At 61.6% G+C, this 19686-nt stretch carries 17 protein-coding genes; 16 read left to right on the top strand and 1 reads right to left on the bottom strand.

What is annotated here, in order from left to right; all coding sequences use genetic code 11:
• Window positions 1-87 precede the first annotated feature (87 nt).
• The 16 genes from mraZ (at window position 88) to lpxC (ending at window position 17906) form a co-directional block, all read left to right on the top strand.
• The gene (gene mraZ, locus ASG55_RS21590) at window positions 88-543 is read left to right on the top strand and encodes a division/cell wall cluster transcriptional repressor MraZ (RefSeq protein WP_056790222.1); all 456 of its coding nucleotides are present in this window, start codon (window positions 88-90) and stop codon (window positions 541-543) included.
• The gene (rsmH, locus tag ASG55_RS21585) at window positions 540-1487 is read left to right on the top strand and encodes a 16S rRNA (cytosine(1402)-N(4))-methyltransferase RsmH (RefSeq protein WP_056790219.1); all 948 of its coding nucleotides are present in this window, start codon (window positions 540-542) and stop codon (window positions 1485-1487) included. Before mraZ ends, rsmH begins: the two co-directional genes overlap by 4 nt.
• On the top strand, window positions 1484-1777 hold the full coding sequence (gene ftsL, locus ASG55_RS21580) for a cell division protein FtsL (protein WP_016773269.1): 294 nt from the start codon (window positions 1484-1486) through the stop codon (window positions 1775-1777). Before rsmH ends, ftsL begins: the two co-directional genes overlap by 4 nt.
• Complete coding sequence (locus tag ASG55_RS21575) at window positions 1777-3516, top strand: peptidoglycan D,D-transpeptidase FtsI family protein (RefSeq protein ID WP_174823877.1); 1740 nt, start codon at window positions 1777-1779, stop codon at window positions 3514-3516. The genes ftsL and ASG55_RS21575 overlap by 1 nt, the downstream gene beginning before the upstream one ends.
• On the top strand, window positions 3516-4979 hold the full coding sequence (locus ASG55_RS21570) for a UDP-N-acetylmuramoyl-L-alanyl-D-glutamate--2,6-diaminopimelate ligase (RefSeq protein ID WP_056790216.1): 1464 nt from the start codon (window positions 3516-3518) through the stop codon (window positions 4977-4979). Before ASG55_RS21575 ends, ASG55_RS21570 begins: the two co-directional genes overlap by 1 nt.
• The gene (locus ASG55_RS21565; protein ID WP_056790214.1) at window positions 4972-6339 is read left to right on the top strand and encodes a UDP-N-acetylmuramoyl-tripeptide--D-alanyl-D-alanine ligase; all 1368 of its coding nucleotides are present in this window, start codon (window positions 4972-4974) and stop codon (window positions 6337-6339) included. The genes ASG55_RS21570 and ASG55_RS21565 overlap by 8 nt, the downstream gene beginning before the upstream one ends.
• Window positions 6339-7421, top strand: coding sequence for a phospho-N-acetylmuramoyl-pentapeptide-transferase (gene mraY / locus ASG55_RS21560; protein WP_016773275.1), 1083 nt, complete (start codon window positions 6339-6341; stop codon window positions 7419-7421). The genes ASG55_RS21565 and mraY overlap by 1 nt, the downstream gene beginning before the upstream one ends.
• Before the next feature lie 5 nt (window positions 7422-7426).
• The gene (gene murD, locus ASG55_RS21555) at window positions 7427-8773 is read left to right on the top strand and encodes a UDP-N-acetylmuramoyl-L-alanine--D-glutamate ligase (protein WP_056790211.1); all 1347 of its coding nucleotides are present in this window, start codon (window positions 7427-7429) and stop codon (window positions 8771-8773) included.
• Window positions 8770-9987 (top strand): putative lipid II flippase FtsW, encoded by a 1218-nt coding sequence (ftsW, locus tag ASG55_RS21550; RefSeq protein ID WP_016773276.1) that lies wholly within the window; start codon window positions 8770-8772, stop codon window positions 9985-9987. Before murD ends, ftsW begins: the two co-directional genes overlap by 4 nt.
• Window positions 9977-11047 carry an undecaprenyldiphospho-muramoylpentapeptide beta-N-acetylglucosaminyltransferase gene (gene murG / locus ASG55_RS21545; protein WP_016773277.1) on the top strand — a complete coding sequence of 357 codons (1071 nt, stop codon included), beginning with the start codon at window positions 9977-9979 and terminating at the stop codon, window positions 11045-11047. Before ftsW ends, murG begins: the two co-directional genes overlap by 11 nt.
• Window positions 11040-12500, top strand: coding sequence for a UDP-N-acetylmuramate--L-alanine ligase (murC, locus tag ASG55_RS21540; protein ID WP_039761387.1), 1461 nt, complete (start codon window positions 11040-11042; stop codon window positions 12498-12500). The genes murG and murC overlap by 8 nt, the downstream gene beginning before the upstream one ends.
• Entirely contained in the window at window positions 12497-13471 is a 975-nt protein-coding gene (locus ASG55_RS21535; RefSeq protein ID WP_016773280.1) for a D-alanine--D-alanine ligase, read from the top strand. The genes murC and ASG55_RS21535 overlap by 4 nt, the downstream gene beginning before the upstream one ends.
• A 4-nt stretch (window positions 13472-13475) precedes the next feature.
• On the top strand, window positions 13476-14342 hold the full coding sequence (locus ASG55_RS21530; RefSeq protein WP_039761388.1) for a cell division protein FtsQ/DivIB: 867 nt from the start codon (window positions 13476-13478) through the stop codon (window positions 14340-14342).
• Between the two features lie 15 nt (window positions 14343-14357).
• The gene (ftsA, locus tag ASG55_RS21525) at window positions 14358-15617 is read left to right on the top strand and encodes a cell division protein FtsA (RefSeq protein ID WP_016773282.1); all 1260 of its coding nucleotides are present in this window, start codon (window positions 14358-14360) and stop codon (window positions 15615-15617) included.
• 68 nt (window positions 15618-15685) lie between these two features.
• Complete coding sequence (gene ftsZ / locus ASG55_RS21520; protein WP_016773283.1) at window positions 15686-16882, top strand: cell division protein FtsZ; 1197 nt, start codon at window positions 15686-15688, stop codon at window positions 16880-16882.
• Between the two features lie 112 nt (window positions 16883-16994).
• A complete protein-coding gene (gene lpxC, locus ASG55_RS21515) occupies window positions 16995-17906 on the top strand; it encodes a UDP-3-O-acyl-N-acetylglucosamine deacetylase (protein WP_007916984.1) in 912 nt (303 codons plus the stop codon).
• Window positions 17907-18055: 149 nt separating this feature from the next.
• On the opposite strand, the gene ASG55_RS21510 is transcribed toward lpxC, so the two are convergent.
• Complete coding sequence (locus tag ASG55_RS21510) at window positions 18056-19564, bottom strand: sensor domain-containing diguanylate cyclase (RefSeq protein WP_056790208.1); 1509 nt, start codon at window positions 19562-19564, stop codon at window positions 18056-18058.
• Between the last annotated feature and the right edge of the window lie 122 nt (window positions 19565-19686).

Below are 19686 nucleotides of genomic sequence, written 5' to 3'. Positions count from 1 at the left end.
GCATTCCTATAGTGTGCGCAAGTGGCGGAAAGTGGCATGAAGTGGGTTTTTTGAGCTCAAAACGATAAAAATTGGAGAAACGCTGACGTGTTTCGCGGAGCTAACGCTATCAGTCTCGATGCAAAGGGCCGTCTCGCCATGCCGAGCCGGTACCGTGACGAGCTCGATTCGCGCAGTTCCGGCCAATTGATCGTGACCATTGATGCCGTTGATCCATGTCTGTGTGTCTATCCGCTCGATGAGTGGGAAATTATTGAAACCAAGTTGCGCGCACTCCCTTCGCTTCGCGAAGAGAACCGTCGCCTGCAACGTTTATTGATTGGTAATGCCGTCGACCTCGAACTCGATGGCAGTGGTCGTTTCCTGGTTCCGCCGCGTTTGCGCGAATACGCCAAGCTCGATAAGCGCGCGATGCTGGTCGGCCAACTGAACAAGTTCCAATTGTGGGACGAGGATGCATGGAATGCGGTATCTGCCGGTGACCTTGCTGCTATTCAACAACCGGGCGCGATGCCTGATGAACTGCGTGATTTGATCCTGTGACTATTGATAGCGGCTTTAACCACATCACCGTACTGCTTGACGAAGCCGTCGAGGCTCTCGCCGTACGTGCTGATGGCTGCTATCTGGATGGCACGTTCGGGCGCGGCGGGCACAGTCGGTTGATCCTCAGCCAGCTCGGGCCGGACGGTCGACTCATCGGATTCGACAAGGATCCTCAAGCGATTGCCACCGGGCAAACGCTAGCGGCCGAAGACGGCCGCTTTGTCGTTGTGCAGCGCAGCTTTGCCGAGCTCGGTTCGGTGGTTGCCGAGCAAGGCCTGACCGGCAAGGTCAGCGGCATTCTGCTCGACCTCGGTGTGTCTTCGCCGCAGCTCGATGACGCCGAGCGCGGCTTCAGTTTCCTCAATGACGGGCCGCTGGACATGCGCATGGACCCGTCCCGTGGCATCAGCGCTGCCGAATTCGTCAACACCGCGCCTGTGGAAGAAATCGCCCGGGTGTTCAAGGAATACGGCGAAGAACGTTTCTCCGGGCGTATGGCCCGTGCCGTTGCCGAGCGTCGTGACATCAAGCCGTTCGAGCGCACCGCCGATCTGGCCGAAGTGCTGAAAGTCGCCAACCCGGCGTGGGAAAAGGGCAAGAACCCGGCCACCCGCGCGTTCCAGGGGTTGCGCATTCACGTCAATAACGAACTCGGCGATCTGGAAGCCGGTCTCGACGCCGCGCTGGAAGCGCTGGAAGTTGGCGGCCGTCTGGTGGTGATCAGCTTCCACTCGCTGGAAGACCGCATCGTCAAACTGTTCATGCGCAAGCTGGTGAAAGGCGAGGCCGACAATTTGCCGCGCAACCTGCCGGTTCGCCACGTCGCCTTCGAACCGAAAATCAAAATCCACGGCAAAGCGCAGACGGCCTCCGACGCCGAACTCAAAGCCAACCCACGTTCCCGTAGCGCCGTCATGCGTGTCGCGGAGAAGTTGCGGTGAGCAAGCTTTTCGCCAAACCACTGCCGGGCGGCAGCTTTCTGATGCTGCTGCTGTTTATCGGCGTGCTGTTTTCGGCCATTGCCGTGTCGTACAGCGCGCACTGGAACCGGCAGTTGCTCAACACCCTTTATAACGAACTCAGCGTGCGCGACAAGGCGCAGGCCGAGTGGGGCCGCTTGATTCTCGAGCAGAGCACCTGGACTGCGCACAGCCGCATCGAAGTGCTGGCCACCGAACAACTGAAGATGCACATACCTGGCGCGGCTGACGTGAAGATGGTGGCGCCATGATGAAACTCGAAGGCGCGCTGTTCCCATGGCGCTTCCGCCTGATGGTGGCGCTGCTCGGTCTGATGGTCGCGGCGATCTGCTGGCGCATCATCGACCTGCAAGTGGTCGACCGTGACTTCCTCAAAGGGCAGGGCGATGCGCGCAGCCTGCGGCATATTCCGATTCCGGCGCACCGTGGCCTGATCACCGACCGTAATGGCGAGCCTCTGGCGGTCAGTACGCCGGTGACTACGCTGTGGGCCAATGCCAAGGAAATGCAGTCGGCCAAAGAGAAGTGGCCGGCGCTCGCCGCTGCGCTGGGCCAGAACCCGAAAGCCCTGAGCGAACGCCTCGAAGCCCAGGCCAACAAAGAATTCATTTATCTGGTGCGCGGGCTGACCCCCGAGCAGGGTCAGGCTGTGCTCGACCTGAAAGTGCCGGGCGTCTATGGCATCGAAGAGTTCCGCCGCTTCTACCCGGCCGGTGAAGTCACCGCGCACATGGTCGGCTTTACCGATATCGACGATCACGGTCGTGAAGGCGTCGAGCTGGCCTATGACGAATGGCTGGCCGGGGTGCCGGGCAAACGACAAGTCATCAAGGATCGCCGTGGCCGGCTGATCAAGGATGTTCAGGTCACCAAAAACGCCAAGGCCGGCAAGCCCTTGGCGTTGTCGATTGACCTGCGTCTGCAATACCTGGCCAACCGCGAACTGCGCAACGCGATCATCGAGAACGGCGCCAAGGCCGGCAGTCTGGTGATCATGGACGTGAAGACCGGCGAGATCCTGGCCATGGTCAACCAGCCGACCTACAACCCGAACAACCGTCGCAACCTGCAACCGGCGATGATGCGCAACCGCGCCATGATCGACGTGTTCGAGCCGGGTTCGACCATGAAAGCGATTTCCATGAGCGCGGCGATCGAAACCGGCCGCTGGAAACCGAGCGACACCGTCGAGGTGTATCCGGGCTCGTTGCAGATCGGCAAATACACCATCAAAGACGTGTCGAAGACCGAAGGGCCAGTGCTCGATCTGACCGGCATCCTGATCAATTCCAGTAACGTCGGCATGAGCAAGGTCGCCTTCGATATCGGCGGCGAAACCATTTTCCGTCTCGCGCAGAAAGTCGGCCTCGGTCAGGACACCGGCCTGGGCTTCCCCGGCGAACGTGTCGGCAATCTGCCCAACTACCGCGAATGGCGCAAGGCTGAAACTGCAACCTTGTCTTACGGCTACGGTATTTCCGTGACCGCGATCCAGTTGGTACACGCGTTCTCGGCGCTGGCCAACAACGGTCGTCTCGCGCCACTGACCCTGATCAAAACCGACAAGATGCCGCAGACCACCCAAGTGCTGCCGGAAGCCGTGGCGAAAACCATGCAGGGCATGTTGCAGCAGGTAATCGAAGCGCCGCGCGGCGTGTTCCGTGCGCAGGTGCCGGCTTATCACGTCGGCGGCAAGTCGGGTACCGCGCGCAAGACTTCGGTCGGCACCAAGGGCTACGCGGAAAACTCCTACCGCTCACTGTTCGCCGGCTTCGGCCCGATGAGCGATCCGCGTTACGCCATTGTTGTGGTGATTGATGAGCCAACCAAGGCCGGTTACTTCGGTGGTCTGGTGTCCGCGCCGGTATTCAGCCGTGTGATGTCCGGCACCCTGCGCCTGATGAACGTGACCCCGGACAACCTGCCGACTACGCAACAGGCCAACGCCACCCCGGTCGTTCCGCTGAAAGCCAATGGAGGGCGCGGCTGATGTCATTAAGTCTGAACAAGATATTCCCCCACGCCGGCCACGATCTGTTGATCCGTGAACTGGCGCTGGACAGCCGCAACGTGCGCGCCGGCGACTTGTTTCTCGCCGTGCCCGGCGGCCGTTTCGATGGCCGTGCGCATATCGCGGATGCCTTGCAACGCGGCGCGGCTGCCGTGGCTTATGAAGTCGAAGGCGCCACCGTGCTGCCGATCACTGACGTGCCGCTGATTCCGGTCAAGGGTCTGGCGGCGCAACTGTCGGACATCGCCGGGCGTTTTTACGGTGAGCCGAGTCATCACCTGAACCTGATCGGTGTCACCGGCACCAATGGCAAGACCAGCGTGACCCAACTGGTCGCGCAGGCGCTGGATCTGCTCGGCCAGCATTGCGGCATCGTCGGTACGCTGGGTTCCGGTTTCTACGGCGCGCTGGAAAGCGGCCTGCACACCACGCCGAACCCGATTGCCGTGCAAGCGACCCTGGGTGACCTGAAAAAGGCCGGTGCCAAAGCCGTGGCCATGGAAGTCTCGTCCCACGGTCTGGATCAGGGCCGGGTCACCGCGCTGGCGTTCGACGTGGCGGTGATGACCAACCTGTCCCGCGATCATCTGGATTATCACGGCACCATGCAGGCGTACGCCGAGGCCAAGGCCCGGCTGTTCGCCTGGAATGACCTGAAGTGCCGCGTGGTCAACCTCGACGACGATTTCGGCCGGCAACTGGCGGCGGAAAAACGCGAGTCGCGTTTGATCACCTACAGCCTGCTCGACAGCAGTGCCTACCTGTTCTGCCGCGAAGCGCAGTTCGACGACCATGGTGTACGCGCCACGCTGGTCACGCCGCAGGGCGAGCATCACCTGCGCAGTACGCTGCTTGGTCGTTTCAACCTGAGTAACGTGCTGGCCGCAGTCGGCGCCTTGCTCGGTCTGGATTACGCCCTCGACGAAATTCTCAAAGTGCTGCCGAAGCTCGAAGGCCCGGCCGGTCGCATGCAGCGTCTGGGTGGTGGCACGCAGCCGTTGGTGGTGGTCGATTACGGCCACACCCCTGATGCACTGGAAAAAGTTCTCACAGCACTGCGCCCGCACGTCAAAGGCCAGCTCCTGTGCCTGTTCGGTTGCGGTGGCGATCGTGATCGCGGCAAACGCCCGTTGATGGCCGAAGTGGTCGAGCGTCTGGCTGACCAAGTGTTAGTCACCGACGACAACCCGCGCACTGAAGATCCGGCAGTGATCTTCGACGACATCCGCGCCGGTTTCACCGCTGTGGATAAAGTCACTTTCGTCGCCGGTCGCGGCCAGGCCATCGCACAACTTATCGCCGGCGCGACCGCTGACGACGTGATTGTTCTCGCCGGCAAAGGTCACGAGGACTATCAGGAAATCAACGGCGTGCGCCATGCCTTCTCCGATCTGGTCGAGGCTGATCATGCTCTGACCGCGTGGGAGGTGGCCCATGCTTAAGGCCCTGACACTCAGTGAACTGACCAACGTCCTCGAAGCCCGTTTGATCGGCGCTGATGCGAGTTTCGACGGCGTCAGCATCGACAGCCGTGCGATCCAGCCCGGCCAGTTGTTCATCGCCCTGACCGGCCCGCGTTTCGACGGTCATGATTATCTGAACGACGTTGCCGGCAAAGGCGCCGTGGCGGCACTGGTCGAGCGCGAAGTCGCCGACAGCGCGCTGCCGCAATTGCTGGTCAAGGACACCCGTCAGGCGCTGGGCCAACTCGGCGCGTTGAACCGTGCTGCGTTCACCCAGCCAGTGGCGGCGGTGACCGGTTCCAGTGGCAAGACCACGGTCAAGGAAATGCTCGCGAGCATCCTGCGCACGCGCGGTCCGGTGCTGGCGACCCGTGGCAACCTGAACAACGACCTCGGCGTCCCGCTGACCCTGATCGAACTGGCGCCGGAACACACCTCGGCTGTCATCGAACTGGGCGCTTCACGTCTGGGCGAGATCGCTTACACCGTCGGCCTGACCAAGCCGCACGTAGCGATCCTGAACAACGCCGGCACCGCTCACGTCGGTGAGTTCGGCGGTCCGGAAAAAATCGTCGAAGCCAAAGGTGAAATCATCGAAGGCCTGGCCGCCGATGGCATCGCCGTGCTCAACCTCGATGACAAGGCTTTCGGTATCTGGAAGACCCGCGCTGCCGGTCGTCAGGTGCTGACCTTCGCCCTGAGCAACAGCGAGGCGAATTTCCACGCCAGCGATCTGGCCACTGATGCCCGCGGTTGCCCGGCGTTCAACCTGCACACCCCTGAAGGCAGTGAGCGCGTGCAACTGAACCTGCTCGGTACCCATAACGTCGCCAATGCCCTGGCTGCCGCCGCTGCTGCCCACGCCTTGGGCGTGTCGCTGTTCGGCATCGCCACCGGGCTGGGCGCGGTGCAACCGGTCAAGGGGCGCACCGTCGCGCAACTGGCAAAAAACGGCATGCGCGTGATCGATGACACCTACAACGCAAACCCCACCTCGATGTGCGCGGCCGTTGATATACTCGCCGGCTTTTCCGGCCGCACCGTCCTGGTGCTCGGCGATATCGGCGAGTTGGGCGACTGGGCGGAGCAGGGGCACCGCGACGTGGGCGAGTACGCCCGAGGCAAGGTTTCTGCGCTTTACGCGGTCGGGCCGAACATGGTCCACGCGGTAAACGCTTTCGGTGAGCAGGCGCAGCACTTCGGCACCCAGGCCGAGCTGATCCAGGCCCTCGCCGCCGAGCAGGACACAAACACCACCATTTTGATCAAGGGTTCGCGCAGCGCAGCGATGGAAAACATCGTTGCGGCTCTGTGCGGGTCCAGTCTGGAGAAACATTAATGCTGCTGCTGCTAGCGGAGTATCTGCAACAGTTCTACAAAGGCTTCGCGGTCTTCCAGTACCTGACCCTGCGCGGGATTCTCGGTGTGCTGACCGCGCTGGTCTTGTCGCTGTGCTATGGCCCGTGGATGATCCGTACTCTGCAGAACCGTCAGATCGGCCAATCGGTGCGCAACGACGGCCCGCAATCGCACCTGTCCAAATCCGGCACCCCGACCATGGGTGGCGCGCTGATTCTGTCTTCGATCGGCGTCAGCACCTTGCTCTGGGCTGACTTGAGCAACCGCTACGTCTGGGTGGTGCTGCTGGTGACCCTGCTGTTCGGCGCCATCGGCTGGGTCGACGATTACCGCAAAGTCATCGAGAAAAACTCCCGTGGCCTGCCGAGCCGCTGGAAGTATTTCTGGCAGTCGGTGTTCGGCCTCGGCGCTGCGATCTTCCTTTATATGACTGCCGCGACGCCGGTGGAAACCACACTGATCCTGCCGATGCTCAAGGACTACAGCATCCCGCTGGGCGCCGGTTTCATCGTGCTGACCTACTTCGTGATTGTCGGTTCGAGCAACGCGGTCAACCTGACTGACGGCCTCGACGGCCTGGCGATCATGCCGACGGTGATGGTCGGCGGCGGCCTGGGGATTTTCTGCTACCTGTCGGGTAACGTGAAATTCGCCGAATACCTGCTGATTCCTTACGTGCCGGGCGCAGGCGAATTGATCGTGTTCTGCGGTGCGCTGATCGGTGCCGGTCTCGGTTTCCTCTGGTTCAACACCTATCCAGCGCAGGTGTTCATGGGCGACGTCGGTGCCCTGGCACTCGGCGCGGCACTGGGCACCATCGCGGTGATCGTCCGTCAGGAAATCGTCCTGTTCATCATGGGCGGCGTGTTCGTGATGGAAACCCTGTCAGTGGTCATTCAGGTTGCCTCCTTTAAGCTGACCGGTCGCCGCGTGTTCCGCATGGCGCCGATTCACCACCACTTTGAACTCAAGGGCTGGCCTGAGCCGCGCGTGATCGTCCGTTTCTGGATCATCACCGTGATTCTCGTCCTGGTCGGCCTTGCCACCCTGAAGCTGAGGTAGAACGAGTGTCTCTGATCGCTTCTGACCACTTCCGCATCGTTGTCGGCCTCGGCAAGAGCGGCATGTCCCTGGTTCGCTTCCTGGCGAACCGGGGCACGTCGTTTGCTGTGGCCGACACGCGGGAAAATCCACCGGAACTGGCCACGCTCAAGCGTGACTATCCGCACGTGGAAGTGCGTTGTGGCGAGCTGGACGTCGAATTCCTCTGCCGTGCCGACGAGCTCTACGTAAGCCCCGGCCTGGCGCTGGCGACTCCGGCCCTGCAAGCCGCCGCTGCCCGTGGCGTGAAAATGTCTGGCGACATCGAGTTGTTCGCGCGTTACGCGCGGGCGCCGATCGTCGCGATCACCGGCTCCAACGCGAAAAGCACCGTGACCACGCTGGTCGGCGAGATGGCGGCTGCGGCGGGCAAACGCGTCGCCGTTGGCGGCAACCTCGGCACCCCGGCGCTGGACCTGCTCAGCGATGACGTCGAGTTGTATGTGATGGAGCTGTCGAGTTTTCAACTGGAAACCACCGACCAGCTCAACGCCGAAGTCGCCACCGTGCTGAACATCAGCGAAGACCACATGGATCGCTACAGCGGTCTGCCGGCCTATCACCTGGCCAAGCACCGGATCTTCCGGGGCGCGAAGCAGTTTGTGGTCAACCGTCAGGACGCCCTGAGCCGTCCATTGATCGGTGAAGGTCAGCCATGCTTGACCTTTGGCCTGAGCAAACCGGATTTCAAAGCGTTCGGCATTCGCGAAGAAGACGGCGAGAAGTACCTCGCCTTCGAATTCCAGAACCTGATGCCCGTGCGTGAACTGAAGATTCGCGGTGCGCATAACCAGTCCAACGCTCTCGCCGCATTGGCACTGGGGCACGCTGTGGGTCTGCCGTTCGACGCCATGCTCGCGGCGCTGCGCACGTTTGCCGGGCTCGAACACCGCTGCCAGTGGGTGCGCGATCTCGACGGCGTGGCTTATTACAACGACTCCAAAGCCACCAACGTTGGCGCCGCTCTGGCCGCGATCGAAGGCCTCGGTGCGGACATCGACGGCAAGGTCATTCTGATCGCCGGCGGTGACGGCAAAGGCGCCGAATTCAACGATCTGCGCGATCCGGTGGCGGCCAACTGCCGCGCTGTGGTCCTGATGGGCCGCGACTCCGACAAGATCGGCGCAGCCATTGGCGATGCCGTGCCGCTGATCCGCGCGACCTCGCTGGTCGACGCCGTCGCGCAATGCCGCGCCGCTGCCCAACCGGGCGATGTGGTGCTGCTGTCGCCGGCCTGCGCCAGTTTCGACATGTTCAAGAATTACGAAGACCGTGGTCACCAGTTCGTCCGCGCTGTGGAGGAACTGGCATGAACCTGAGAAACATCATCAAGCCGTACCCGTCGCCGCTGATCACCGGGCGTGGCATCGACCTCGACTTCCCGATGCTCGCCGGTTGCCTGGCGCTGCTCGGTCTCGGCCTGATCATGATCGCTTCGGCGTCCACCGAAGTGGCGGCGGCTCAGTCGGGCAGTCCGCTGTATTACATGATTCGCCACCTTATCTATGTGGTGCTGGGTCTGGGCGCGTGCATTGTCACCATGATGATCCCGATCGCCACTTGGCAGCGCCTCGGCTGGATGATGCTGATCGGTGCGTTCGGCCTGTTGGTGATGGTGATCATCCCCGGCATCGGCCGCGAAGTGAACGGTTCGATGCGCTGGATCGGTTTCAGCTTCTTCAACGTGCAGCCGTCGGAAATCGCCAAGGTGTTCGTGGTGATCTACCTCGCCGGTTATCTGGTGCGCCGGCAGAAAGAAGTGCGCGAGAGCTGGATGGGCTTCTTCAAGCCGTTCATCGTCCTGCTGCCGATGGCAGGTCTGTTGCTGATGGAACCGGACTTCGGTGCCACCGTAGTCATGATGGGCGCGGCGGCGGCGATGCTGTTCCTTGGCGGGGTCGGGCTGTTCCGCTTCTCGCTGATGGTGGTGCTGGCGGTTGGCGCGGTGGTTCTGCTGATTCAGATGCAGCCGTATCGAATGGCGCGTCTGACCAACTTCGCCGACCCGTGGGCCGACCAGTTCGGTGCCGGCTATCAGTTGTCGCAGGCCTTGATCGCTTTCGGTCGCGGCGAGTGGCTGGGCGTCGGCCTGGGCAACAGCGTGCAGAAACAGTTTTATCTGCCGGAAGCGCACACCGACTTCGTGTTCTCGGTACTTGCCGAAGAACTGGGCGCCGTGGGTTCGTTGTGCACCGTCGCGCTGTTCGTGTTCGTGTGTATTCGCGGCATGTACATCGGCCTGTGGGCGGAGAAGGCCAAGCAGTTCTTCGCCGCTTACGTGGCTTACGGCTTGTCGTTCCTGTGGATTGGTCAGTTCCTGATCAACATCGGTGTGAACGTCGGCCTGCTGCCAACCAAAGGTCTGACCTTGCCGTTCCTCAGTTACGGCGGCAGCTCGCTGGTGATCTGCTGCGCCTGTCTGGGCCTGTTGCTGCGCATCGAGTGGGAGAGTCGGACCCACCTGGGCAGCGAAGAGATGGAATTCCAGGAGAGCGACTTCGCCGAGGAGCCGACTCATGGGCGCTAACGTATTGATCATGGCCGGCGGTACCGGCGGCCACGTGTTCCCGGCGCTGGCCTGTGCCCGCGAGTTTCAGGCGCGCGGCTACACCGTGCACTGGCTCGGCACTCCACGCGGCATCGAGAACGAACTGGTTCCGGCGGCTGGGCTTGAACTGCACCGGATCAACGCCAGCGGTCTGCGCGGCAAGGGCAAGCTGTCGCTGCTCAAGGCGCCGCTGATGCTGCTGAAATCGGTGTGGCAGGCGCGGGCGATCATGCGCCGCCTGAAACCGGTGTGCGTGGTTGGCTTCGGCGGTTACGTGACCGGCCCCGGCGGTCTTGCCGCAAAACTGGCCGGCGTGCCAGTGATCGTTCACGAGCAGAACGCTGTCGCCGGCACCGCCAATCGGTTGCTGGTGCCGTTCGCCGCCAGAGTGTGTGAAGCGTTCCCCGACACCTTTACTCTGTCGGACAGCCGCCGTACCACCGGTAATCCGGTGCGCAGCGAGCTGTTCCTCGACACATCGCGACCGGCACTGGCCGGGCGCAAAGCGCGTTTGCTGATCCTTGGCGGCAGCCTGGGCGCAGAACCGTTGAACAAATTGCTGCCTGAAGCCCTGGCCCAAGTCGCTGCCGACCTGCGCCCGGAAGTGTTTCATCAGGCCGGCAAAAATCACGATGAAGTGACTGCCGAGCGTTACCGCGCCGTGGGTGTGGAAGCGCAGGTGCAGCCGTTCATCAAAGACATGGCCCAGGCCTATGGCTGGGCTGACCTGGTGGTGTGCCGCGCTGGCGCGTTGACCATCAGTGAGCTGGCGGCCGCCGGTCTGCCCTCGATGCTGGTGCCCTTGCCCCACGCGATCGACGATCACCAGACCCGCAACGCCGATTATTTGGCCCGCGAAGGCGCTGCCTTCCTGATGCCGCAAAGAACGACTGGTGCCGCGGATCTTGCCGCGCGCCTGACAGAGGTCTTGATGCAACCGCAACGACTCGAAGCAATGGCCCAAGCGGCCCGCCGACTGGCCAAACCCGATGCCACCCGTAGCGTGGTCGATACCTGTCTGGAGGTGGCCCATGGTTGAGAATCAGAAAGCCATGCCACAACCGGAAATGCGCCGCATCCGTCGCATCCACTTCGTCGGCATCGGCGGCGTGGGCATGTGCGGTATCGCTGAAGTGTTGTTGAACCTGGGCTATCAAGTCTCCGGTTCCGACCTGAAAGCCTCGCCGGTCACCGAGCGCCTGGAATCGTTTGGCGCGCAGATCTTCATCGGTCACCGTGCCGAGAACGCCGCTACCGCCGACGTGCTGGTGGTGTCGAGCGCAGTGAACACGTCCAACCCGGAAGTGGCGACTGCCCTTGAACGCCGCATTCCAGTGGTGCCGCGCGCAGAAATGCTCGCCGAGCTGATGCGCTATCGCCACGGTATCGCCGTCGCCGGTACCCATGGCAAAACCACCACCACCAGCCTGATCGCTTCGGTGTTCGCGGCCGGTGGTCTGGACCCGACATTCGTGATTGGTGGTCGTCTGAACGCGGCGGGCACCAATGCCCAGCTTGGCACCAGCCGTTACCTGATCGCCGAAGCCGACGAAAGCGATGCGAGCTTCCTGCATCTGCAGCCGCTGGTGGCCGTGGTCACCAACATCGACGCCGACCACATGGCGACCTACGACGGTGACTTCAACAAACTGAAGAAAACCTTCGTCGAGTTCCTGCACAACCTGCCGTTCTACGGTTTGGCGGTGATGTGCCTGGACGATCCGGTGGTGCGCGAAATCCTGCCGCTGGTCAAGCGTCCGACCGTGACCTACGGCTTCAGCGAAGACGCCGATGTGCGCGCGATCAATGTCCGTCAGCAGGGCATGCAGACCTTCTTCACCGTCTTGCGCCCGGATCGCGAGCCGCTGGATGTGTCGGTGAACATGCCCGGCAACCACAACGTGCTCAACTCGCTGGCGACCATCTGCATCGCCACCGACGAAGGCGTCAGCGATGAAGCCATCGTTCAGGGCCTGTCAGGCTTCCAGGGCGTCGGTCGACGCTTTCAGGTCTACGGCGAGCTGCCGGTGGACGGCGGCAACGTGATGCTGGTCGACGACTACGGTCACCACCCGACCGAAGTCGCTGCGGTGATCAAAGCCGTGCGCGGTGGCTGGCCGGAGCGTCGTCTGGTGATGGTCTACCAGCCGCATCGCTACAGCCGCACCCGTGATCTGTACGACGACTTCGTCAATGTACTGGCCGACGCCAACGTGCTGCTGCTGATGGAAGTCTATCCGGCCGGCGAAGAGCCGATCCCTGGCGCCGACAGCCGCAAGCTGTGCAACAGCATCCGCCAGCGCGGTCAGCTCGACCCGATCTACATCGAGCGTGGCGTTGACCTGGCGCCGCTGGTCAAGCCGCTGCTGCGCGCCGGCGACATTCTGTTGTGCCAGGGCGCTGGTGACATCGGCGGTCTCGCGCCGAAGCTGTTGAAAAGTGAATTGTTCGCCGGCGCCGTGGCGGCGCCGGTCGAGGGGAAGTTGAAATGACTGCTGCCTACGCCAAGCTGTTCTCCACCATCGCGCCGAAAGACTTCGGCCGCGTCGCCGTGCTCTTCGGTGGCCTGAGTGCCGAGCGTGAGGTTTCGCTGAAATCCGGCAACGCCGTGCTCGAGGCGCTGCAAAGCGCTGGCGTCGATGCGTTCGGCATCGATGTCGGTGAAGACTTCCTGCAGCGTCTGCTCAGCGAAAAGATCGACCGTGCGTTCATCATTCTCCACGGTCGCGGCGGTGAAGACGGCAGCATGCAGGGCCTGCTCGAGTGCGCGGGCATCCCGTACACCGGCAGCGGCATTCTTGCTTCCGCACTGGCGATGGACAAACTGCGCACCAAGCAGGTCTGGCACAGCCTTGGCATTCCGACGCCGCGTCACGCCGTGCTGTGCAGCGAAGCCGATTGTATTTCGGCGGCGACGGAACTGGGCTTGCCTTTGATCGTCAAACCGGCGCATGAAGGTTCAAGTATCGGGATGGCCAAAGTGAATTCTGCGTCCGAGTTGATCGACGCATGGAAAGCGGCCAGTACCTACGATTCGCAAGTGTTGGTCGAGCAATGGATTCAAGGTCCGGAGTTCACCATCGCCACCCTGCGTGACCAGGTGTTGCCTCCAATCGCCCTGGGTACACCGCACACATTTTACGACTACGACGCCAAGTACATCGCCAACGATACCCAGTACCGCATTCCGTGCGGGCTGGACGCGGCCAAGGAACAGGAACTCATGGAACTCACGGCCAAGGCCTGTGAGGCGCTGGGTATCGCCGGTTGGGGTCGGGCGGACGTGATGCAGGACGCCGACGGGCAGTTCTGGTTCCTCGAAGTCAATACCGCACCGGGCATGACCGATCACAGCCTGGTGCCGATGGCGGCGCGGGCTGCCGGTCTGGATTTCCAGCAACTGGTTCTGGCCATTCTGGCCGCCAGCGTTGAAGACGCAGGCGCAACAGAGGCGCGAGGTTAAGACCATGCAAGGCGCTCATCTCAGACATCAGCCACCCGCACCCGGCCGCAAGCCGGTGCCGCGGGGTGCCAGCCGAATGGTGGCGAAAGAGCCGATGTCCGCGCGCCTGCCGAAAGCCAATTTCAGCTTTCTGAAAAGCCTGTTCTGGCCAGTGCTGCTGGTGGCGCTGGGCTTTGGCACCTACGAAGGCGCGCAGCGTCTGCTGCCGTACGCCGACCGGCCGATCAGCAAGATCGCGGTGCAGGGCGACCTCAGCTACATCAGCCAGCAGGCGGTGCAGCAGCGGATCGCGCCGTTCGTGGCGTCGAGCTTCTTCACCATCGACCTCGCCGGTATGCGTACCGAGCTCGAGCAGATGCCGTGGATCGCCCACGCCGAAGTGCGTCGGGTGTGGCCGGATCAGGTAGTGATCCGCCTCGAAGAGCAATTGCCGGTGGCGCGTTGGGGCGACGAGTCGTTACTCAACAACCAGGGCCAGGCGTTCACGCCCAAGGAACTGGCGAACTACGAACACCTGCCGCAGCTGTTCGGCCCACAACGGGCTCAGCAGCAGGTGATGCAGCAGTATCAGGTGCTGAGCCAGATGTTGCGCCCGCTGGGTTTTTCGATTGCACGCCTGGAATTGCGTGAACGCGGCAGCTGGTTCCTGACCACCGGTGCCGGCAGTTCCGGCCCCGGCATAGAGTTGCTGCTGGGACGCGGCAACCTGGTGGAAAAGATGCGCCGCTTTATCGCCATCTATGACAAGACGCTGAAAGAGCAGATTACGAACATTGCGCGCATCGATCTGCGCTACGCCAACGGCCTCGCTGTTGGCTGGCGGGAACCCGTAGCGCCAACGACAGCCCAACCCGCTGTCGCAAAGAATTAAGAAGAGGCAGGACCCATGGCAAACGTGCAAAGCGGCAAAATGATCGTCGGTCTGGATATCGGCACCTCCAAAGTGGTGGCGCTGGTAGGCGAGGTCGCGGACGACGGCCAGCTGGAAATCGTCGGGATCGGCACGCATCCGTCCCGCGGCCTGAAGAAGGGCGTGGTGGTCAACATCGAATCCACCGTGCAGTCGATCCAGCGCGCGATCGAAGAAGCCCAGCTGATGGCCGGCTGCCGCATTCACTCGGCGTTCGTCGGCGTTGCGGGCAATCACATCCGCAGCCTGAACTCCCACGGCATCGTCGCGATCCGTGATCGCGAAGTCAGCTCGGCTGACCTTGAGCGTGTGCTCGACGCCGCTCAGGCCGTGGCGATCCCGGCTGACCAGCGCGTGCTGCACACTCTGCCGCAGGATTACGTGATCGATAACCAGGAAGGCGTGCGCGAGCCTCTGGGCATGTCCGGCGTGCGTCTGGAAGCCAAGGTTCACGTGGTCACCTGCGCCGTCAACGCTGCACAGAACATTGAAAAATGCGTGCGTCGCTGCGGTCTGGAAATCGACGACATCATTCTCGAGCAACTGGCCTCGGCCTACTCGGTCCTCACCGACGACGAGAAAGAACTGGGCGTGTGCCTGGTCGACATCGGTGGCGGCACCACCGACATCGCGATCTTCACCGAAGGCGCGATCCGTCACACCGCGGTGATCCCGATTGCCGGTGATCAAGTGACCAACGACATCGCCATGGCGTTGCGCACCCCGACCCAGTACGCCGAAGAGATCAAGATCCGTTACGCCTGCGCCCTGGCCAAACTGGCCGGTGCCGGTGAAACCATCAAGGTGCCGAGCGTTGGCGACCGTCCACCGCGTGAGCTGTCGCGTCAGGCCTTGGCCGAAGTGGTCGAGCCGCGTTACGACGAACTGTTCACCTTGATCCAGGCCGAGCTGCGTCGCAGCGGCTACGAAGACCTGATCCCGGCGGGCATCGTGCTCACCGGCGGTACTTCGAAAATGGAAGGCGCCACCGAACTGGCCGAAGAAATCTTCCACATGCCGGTGCGCCTTGGTGTGCCGCATGGCGTGAAAGGTCTGGATGACGTGGTGCGCAACCCGATTTATTCCACTGGCGTCGGTTTGTTGATGTACGGCCTGCAAAAGCAGTCCGATGGAGTTTCGTTCTCCGGCATCGGCAGCCGCGACAGCTACAGCAGCGAAGAGCCTCAGGCGCCGCTGCTGGACCGACTGAAAAAGTGGGTTCAGGGCAATTTTTAAAAGCTTTACCGCAACACCGCAACAAACAGCAGTAGGCGAAAAAACTAGAGAATGTAAGGAGAGGGAAAATGTTCGAACTCGTAGACAACATCCCCGCAAGCCCGGTAATCAAAGTTATCGGTGTCGGCGGTGGCGGCGGCAACGCTGTCAATCACATGGTCAAGAGCAACATCGAAGGCGTTGAGTTCATCTGCGCCAACACCGATGCTCAAGCGCTGAAAAACATCGGCGCGCGGACCATCCTGCAACTGGGCACCGGCGTGACCAAGGGCCTGGGTGCCGGCGCCAATCCTGAAGTCGGCCGTCAAGCCGCTCTGGAAGACCGTGAGCGCATCGCTGAAGTGCTGGCCGGCACCAACATGGTGTTCATCACCACTGGCATGGGCGGCGGTACCGGTACCGGTGCAGCGCCGATCATCGCCGAAGTGGCCAAGGAAATGGGCATCCTGACCGTTGCGGTCGTGACGCGTCCGTTCCCGTTCGAAGGCCGCAAGCGTATGCAGATTGCCGACGAAGGCATTCGCATGCTTTCGGAAAGCGTCGACTCGCTGATCACCATTCCGAACGAAAAACTGCTGACCATTCTCGGCAAAGACGCAAGCCTGTTGTCGGCTTTCGCCAAGGCTGACGATGTCCTGGCCGGTGCCGTTCGCGGTATCTCCGACATCATCAAGCGTCCGGGCATGATCAACGTCGACTTCGCCGACGTACGCACCGTGATGAGCGAAATGGGCATGGCGATGATGGGCACTGGCTGCGCCAGCGGTCCGAATCGTGCACGTGAAGCCACCGAAGCGGCAATCCGCAACCCGCTGCTGGAAGACGTCAACCTGCAAGGCGCGCGCGGCATTCTGGTGAACATCACCGCCGGTCCTGACCTGTCCCTGGGTGAGTACTCCGACGTGGGTTCGATCATCGAAGCCTTCGCTTCCGAGCACGCGATGGTCAAGGTCGGTACCGTTATCGATCCGGACATGCGCGACGAGCTGCACGTGACTGTGGTTGCCACCGGTCTGGGCGCGAAAATCGAGAAGCCTGTAAAGGTCATCGACAACACCGTTCACACCTCCATGGCTTCGGCGCAGGTGCAACAACCGGCTCCGGCCCGTCAGGAGCAGCCTGCAGTGAACTACCGTGATCTGGACCGTCCGACCGTCATGCGCAACCAGGCTCAGGCCGGTGCTGCGGCTGCCGCGAAGATGAATCCGCAGGATGACCTGGATTACCTGGACATTCCGGCATTCCTGCGTCGTCAGGCCGATTGATGGAATGTATCAGGGCTATGAAGGTGATTGGTGTTCAGCAAAGGCATGGTCTGCTATCATCGCCAGCCTTTGTTGATACCAGTTCGCAATTTGCGCTGAAGCGGCCCAAGCCATGATTAAACAACGCACACTGAAAAATATTATCCGTGCCACAGGTGTAGGCCTGCATTCCGGCGAGAAGGTCTATCTGACCCTCAAGCCTGCGCCTGTCGACACTGGCATTGTGTTTTGTCGCGCTGACCTCGACCCTGTGGTGCAGATTCCTGCCCGCGCGGAAAACGTCGGTGAAACCACTATGTCGACGACGCTGATCAATGGCGACGTCAAAGTGGACACGGTAGAGCACTTGCTCTCGGCCATGGCTGGCCTGGGCATCGATAACGCCTACGTCGAGCTCTCCGCGTCCGAAGTCCCGATCATGGATGGCAGCGCTGGACCCTTCGTATTCCTGATTCAATCGGCAGGCCTGGAAGAACAGGACGCCGCCAAGAAATTCATCCGCATCCTGCGTGAAGTGACAGTGGAAGACGGCGACAAGCGCGCCACTTTCGTCCCTTTCGAAGGCTTCAAGGTGAGCTTCGAGATCGATTTCGATCACCCGGTATTCCGGGACCGCACCCAGAGTGCAAGCGTGGATTTTTCCAGCACTTCGTTCGTAAAAGAAGTCAGCCGCGCCCGTACCTTTGGTTTCATGAGTGACATCGAGTACCTGCGCAAGCACAACCTCGCACTCGGCGGCAGCGTGGAAAACGCGATCGTGGTCGACGCTGATGGCGTGTTGAACGAAGACGGCCTTCGCTATGAAGACGAATTCGTGAAGCACAAGATCCTCGATGCGATTGGCGACCTGTACCTGCTGGGCAACAGCCTGATTGGTGAGTTCAAAGGCTTCAAGTCCGGTCATGCACTGAACAACCAGCTGCTGCGCAAATTGATTGAGCAGACAGATGCTTGGGAAGTGGTGACGTTCGAAGACGCCAGCACCGCACCGATCTCTTACATGCGCCCTGTTGCGGCGGTGTAAGTAAAAAACCTCTCTAGTTTTTTGAAGGCCATCCTCGGATGGCCTTTTTTTATGCCCTTTAAAAGATCAAAAGATCGCAGCCTTCGGCAGCTCCTACAGGGGAACGCATTCCAGATGTAGGAGCTGCCGAAGGCTGCGATCTTTTGACTTTAAATTGACACTACAACGCGATTGCGCCCGCCTTCCTTGGCCTGATACAGCGCCTTGTCCGCTGCAAACAGCAACTGCTCCAGGGTCATCTCGCTCGCCGTCGTCCATGTGGCGATGCCGATACTCACCGTCATCGCCCGCTCAGCGCCTTCAACCCATGGCAATTTTTCCACAGCCTGGCGGATCTGCTCGGCGATCTGTTGCGCCCCGGCGCTGTCGGTCTCGGCGAGAATCACCGAAAACTCTTCACCGCCATACCGCGCGACCAGATCCGCCGGGCGTCGCACGTTCGCGGTGATTACCTTGGCCAGTTCACGCAACACCTGATCCCCAGCCTGATGGCCATGGCGATCATTGAATGCCTTGAAGTGGTCGGCATCGATCATCATCACCGACAGTGGCTGGCCCGAGCGTTGCGCGCGGAACCATTCGTGGCGCAGGGTCTGATCGAGCATGCGTCGGTTGGCAACGCCGGTCAAATCATCGGTGGCAGCCAGTTGCGCCAGTTCGCGTTCGGCGCGATGGCGCAAACGCAGTTCCCGGGCGAGCAGCCACGTCAGCCACAACAGGCCCAAGCACAACACGCCGGTGGCGCCGCTGATCAGGATCGCCGTGCGCCGCCAAGTGCCGAACACCTCCTCGCTGGACAGCGCGACCATCACCGTCAACGGCAGATTGCCGACCCGCGAGTAGGTATAGAGCCGGCGTTGTTTATCCATGCTCGAGGTACTGATGAAACTGCCGCTGCCATCGCGATCGTTGAGAATCCGCACGACATTCGGGCGGTTGCCGAAGCTTCTGCCGACCGAATCGCTTTGCAAATAGGGCTTCTGCGCGAGCAGCACGCCATCGCTGTTGATGATGTTCAGTGTGCTGTCGGTGCCGATGTCGAGGCTTTTGAACAGGTCGTCGAAGTAGTCGAGTTTCAGCGACGCAACCGCTACGCCGAGGAATTCACCGGTCTGCGAGGAGATGCGCCGGCTGAAGCTGATCCGCCACTGATCGGCCTCTTCGCAATCGCAACGGGTCTTGAACGGGCGGCTGATGAACATGCCCATGTCACGGTTGAACGCATGGGAGAGGAAATAATCGCGATCGGCGAAATTGCCCGGTTTCGCTTCGATGCGCGAGGAGTCGGCGATCACCTCGCCATGCTTGTCGAGCAGGAGGATGTCGCCCTTGAAACGCGCGGTGGCAGAGCGATCGAACAGTGCCAGATGACGGATCTGCGGCGAGACGTTCTGCAGGTCGTCACGCTGAGCGGCGGCGATCAGGCCTTGCAGCGTCAGGTCGTACAGCTCGACGGTGCGCAGCACATCGGCATCGATCAATTGCGCAATCGTGGTGGCGCGACGGGTGGCGGTTTCCTGCGCACTGGCGTACTCGCGGATCAGCAGGAAGGTGACGATGCACACCATCGCAATCACGGTCAACAGGCTGCCAAGGATCAGCAGGCGCTCGGGGCGACCGGTAAGGCCTGTGATGGAGGGCGTGCGGCTGGCGATCATGATGGGGAGCCGGTTGGAGTGGTTTCATAAGCTTAGTTGGGCTGACGCCGGACGAACCTGTGGGAGCGAGCCTGCTCGCGAAAGCGGTGTGTCATTCAACACAGATGTTGACTGACAATCAG

The organism is Pseudomonas sp. Leaf434, assembly GCF_001425545.1.
GTDB classification, from domain to species: Bacteria; Pseudomonadota; Gammaproteobacteria; order Pseudomonadales; family Pseudomonadaceae; genus Aquipseudomonas; species Aquipseudomonas siliginis.
Note: the sequence above shows the minus strand (reverse complement) of the source record. Positions and strands in the feature narration are given on the sequence as shown.

Coding starts and splice junctions, on each gene's coding strand:
- ASG55_RS21575 (WP_174823877.1), top strand. CDS start 1,777: ATGAAACTCGAAGGCGCGCTGTTCCCATGGCGCTTCCGCCTGATGGTG.
- ASG55_RS21570 (WP_056790216.1), top strand. CDS start 3,516: ATGTCATTAAGTCTGAACAAGATATTCCCCCACGCCGGCCACGATCTG.
- ASG55_RS21565 (WP_056790214.1), top strand. CDS start 4,972: ATGCTTAAGGCCCTGACACTCAGTGAACTGACCAACGTCCTCGAAGCC.
- mraY (WP_016773275.1), top strand. CDS start 6,339: ATGCTGCTGCTGCTAGCGGAGTATCTGCAACAGTTCTACAAAGGCTTC.
- ftsW (WP_016773276.1), top strand. CDS start 8,770: ATGAACCTGAGAAACATCATCAAGCCGTACCCGTCGCCGCTGATCACC.
- murG (WP_016773277.1), top strand. CDS start 9,977: ATGGGCGCTAACGTATTGATCATGGCCGGCGGTACCGGCGGCCACGTG.
- murC (WP_039761387.1), top strand. CDS start 11,040: ATGGTTGAGAATCAGAAAGCCATGCCACAACCGGAAATGCGCCGCATC.
- ASG55_RS21535 (WP_016773280.1), top strand. CDS start 12,497: ATGACTGCTGCCTACGCCAAGCTGTTCTCCACCATCGCGCCGAAAGAC.
- ASG55_RS21530 (WP_039761388.1), top strand. CDS start 13,476: ATGCAAGGCGCTCATCTCAGACATCAGCCACCCGCACCCGGCCGCAAG.
- ftsA (WP_016773282.1), top strand. CDS start 14,358: ATGGCAAACGTGCAAAGCGGCAAAATGATCGTCGGTCTGGATATCGGC.
- ftsZ (WP_016773283.1), top strand. CDS start 15,686: ATGTTCGAACTCGTAGACAACATCCCCGCAAGCCCGGTAATCAAAGTT.
- lpxC (WP_007916984.1), top strand. CDS start 16,995: ATGATTAAACAACGCACACTGAAAAATATTATCCGTGCCACAGGTGTA.
- ASG55_RS21510 (WP_056790208.1), bottom strand. CDS start 19,564: ATGATCGCCAGCCGCACGCCCTCCATCACAGGCCTTACCGGTCGCCCC.